Source organism: Pseudomonas sp. NPDC087346 (genome assembly GCF_044744235.1).
In the GTDB taxonomy this organism is placed as follows: Bacteria; Pseudomonadota; Gammaproteobacteria; order Pseudomonadales; family Pseudomonadaceae; genus Aquipseudomonas.
This window is the reverse complement of the sequence record NZ_JBIUXX010000148.1, coordinates 263-3,136: the sequence shown is the minus strand read 5'-3', so window position 1 is coordinate 3,136 and position 2,874 is coordinate 263. Positions and strand designations below refer to the sequence as shown.

The 2,874-nt window shown below is 59.5% G+C and carries 3 protein-coding genes and 2 pseudogenes; all 5 read left to right on the top strand.

Translation table 11 applies throughout. The features are described from left to right. Nucleotides 1-69: pseudogene (locus tag ACIOZM_RS31585) on the top strand (metal-binding protein); the annotation flags it as partial. Nucleotides 70-82: 13 nt separating this feature from the next. Then, on the top strand, nt 83-265 hold the full coding sequence (gene rpmF / locus ACIOZM_RS31580; RefSeq protein ID WP_008152339.1) for a 50S ribosomal protein L32: 183 nt from the start codon (nt 83-85) through the stop codon (nt 263-265). A 4-nt stretch (nt 266-269) separates the two neighbouring features. Next, nucleotides 270-1,279 (top strand): annotated as a pseudogene (plsX, locus tag ACIOZM_RS31575) (phosphate acyltransferase PlsX). Between the two features lie 123 nt (nt 1,280-1,402). Next, a complete protein-coding gene (gene fabD, locus ACIOZM_RS31570; protein WP_401221547.1) occupies nt 1,403-2,341 on the top strand; it encodes an ACP S-malonyltransferase in 939 nt (312 codons plus the stop codon). 16 nt (nt 2,342-2,357) lie between these two features. After that, nucleotides 2,358-2,874: SDR family NAD(P)-dependent oxidoreductase (locus ACIOZM_RS31565; protein ID WP_401221545.1), on the top strand; the 517-nt coding region annotated here is incomplete at its 3' end.

Genomic DNA, 2,874 nt, shown 5'->3' with positions numbered 1-2,874 from the left:
GAGGACGAGTCAACGCGGTCCAACCCGTTCAGTGTATTGGCGCAGTTAAAGCGTGACCCAAACGTTTAGGAGTTAATCAATTATGGCTGTTCAGCAGAACAAAAAATCCCGCTCTGCCCGTGACATGCGTCGTTCGCACGATGCCCTGACGGCAAGCACTCTGTCTGTAGAAAAAACCACCGGTGAAATTCACCTGCGTCACCACGTATCGCCAGAAGGCGTATACCGTGGCCGTAAAGTGATCGACAAGGGCGCTGACGAGTAATCACTTGTCTGCTCAAGTCATCGCGATTGACGAATTGGCGGGGACTTCGGTCCCCGCAGCATTGTTCAGGCCAGCCTTGCTTGCCTGTCTGCTACGCCCTCGCTGCATCTGACCCTCGTCGGTCAACCCTCCCTACTTGAAGAATTGATCGCTGGCCAATCGGCTGCGGATCGCGCGCGTCTGACGATTTTTCCTGCGTCGGAAGTCATCACCATGGACGAAAAACCTGCCCAGGCCTTGCGCGGCAAGCCGGATTCGTCGATGCGTGTCGCCCTTGAACTGGTGCGTGACGGCAAGGCTCAGGCCTGTGTCAGTGCCGGTAATACCGGTGCGCTGATGGCTTTGTCGCGATTTGTCCTCAAGACGTTGCCGGGCATTGATCGTCCGGCGATGGTTGCCGCGATACCGACGCAGAAGGGCTATTGCCAGTTGCTCGATCTTGGCGCCAACGTCGATTGCAGTGCCGAGCACCTGTTGCAGTTCGCGGTGATGGGCTCGGTAGCGGCGCAGACGCTGGGTATTTCCCGTCCGCGAGTCGCGTTGCTGAACATTGGCACCGAAGACATCAAGGGCAATCAGCAGGTCAAGCTGGCGGCGACCTTGTTGCAGTCGGCGCGGGGGATCAATTACATCGGTTTCGTCGAAGGTGATGGCTTGTATCGCGGCGAAGCGGATGTGGTGGTTTGCGACGGATTTGTCGGCAATATCCTGCTCAAGTCCAGCGAAGGGCTTGCGACGATGATCGCTGCGCGCATCGAGGCGCTGTTCCGCAAAAACCTCGCTACCCGCGTTGTGGGTGCCTTGGCGTTGCCGCTGATGAAGCGCTTGCAGGCTGATCTGGCGCCGGCGCGACATAACGGCGCAAGCTTTCTCGGGTTGCAGGGGATTGTGGTGAAAAGTCACGGTTCGGCCGGGGTACAGGGCTTTCAGAGCGCGATTCAACGTGCGCTGATCGAGATTCAGGAGAATCTTCCCGAGCGTCTCCACGGTCGTCTGGCGGATTTGTTGTCTTAGGCGTTTTCGTCGGACAATGCTTAAATGTGACCGCCCGGTTCAAAGGGCCATCCAACTGTCAGTTTCTTGCGTCCCTCAGTGGGACGTCATTTTCCGACGACAAGATCATTAGGGGCTTGTTACATGTCTGCTTCCCTCGCATTCGTCTTTCCAGGACAGGGTTCGCAGTCCCTCGGCATGCTGGCCGAGCTGGGCGCGCAATACCCGCTGATCCTCGAAACTTTCAAAGAAGCATCCGATGCTCTGGGCTACGACCTGTGGGCACTGACCCAGCAGGGTCCGGAAGAATCGCTGAATCAAACCGACAAAACCCAACCGGCCATTCTGACCGCCTCGATCGCCTTGTGGCGTCTGTGGCTGGCTGAAGGTGGTGCGCGTCCTGCTTTTGTTGCGGGTCACAGCCTGGGCGAATACAGCGCGCTGGTTGCTGCTGGCAGCCTGACCCTGGCTGACGCGGTGAAGCTCGTCGAGCGCCGTGGTCAGTTGATGCAGGAAGCTGTTCCGGCCGGGCAGGGCGGCATGGCCGCGATCCTCGGCCTGGAAGATGCCGATGTACTGGCAGCCTGTGCTGAAGCAGCGCAGGGCGACGTGGTCAGCGCCGTCAACTTCAACTCCCCGGGCCAGGTAGTGATTGCCGGTGCCAAGGCTGCGGTTGAGCGTGCCATCGAAGGTTGCAAGGCGCGTGGCGCCAAGCGTGCCATGCCGCTGCCGGTCAGCGTGCCGTCGCATTGCGAGCTGATGCGTCCGGCGGCCGAGCGTTTTGCCGAATCCATCGCCGCCATCAACTGGCAGGCGCCGCAGATCCCCGTGGTACAGAACGTCAGCGCGCAAGTGCCGGCGGATCTGGAAACCCTCAAGCGTGATCTGCTCGAACAACTGTACAAGCCAGTGCGCTGGGTCGAATCCGTTCAGACCCTGGCTGGCAAAGGCGCGACCAATCTGGTCGAGTGCGGCCCAGGCAAAGTACTGGCCGGCCTGAACAAGCGTTGCGCCGAAGGCGTTGCGACCTCCAACCTCAATACCCCAGATGCTTTCGCTGCCGCCCGTGCAGCGCTGGCCTGAATCAGGAGAAACTTGCATGAGTCTGCAAGGTAAAGTTGCACTGGTTACCGGTGCGAGCCGTGGCATTGGCCAGGCTATCGCGCTGGAACTGGGCCGTCAGGGCGCCATCGTTGTTGGCACTGCCACCTCCGCCAAAGGCGCCGAGGCAATCGCCGCTACGCTGAAAGAGCACGGCATTCAGGGCACTGGTCTGGAACTGAACGTCACCAGCGACGAATCCGTCGCTGCAGTGATCGCGACCATCCAGCAGCAGTTCGGTGCACCGGCGATTCTGGTCAATAATGCCGGCATCACCCGCGATAACCTGATGATGCGTATGAAAGATGACGAATGGTACGACGTGATCGATACCAATCTGAACAGTCTGTATCGCCTGTCCAAGGGCGTTCTGCGCGGTATGACCAAAGCCCGTTGGGGCCGAATTATCAGTATTGGCTCGGTGGTGGGTGCCATGGGCAACGCAGGCCAAGTAAACTATGCAGCCGCCAAGGCCGGTCTGGAAGGTTTCAGCCGTGCAATGGCGCGTGAAGTCG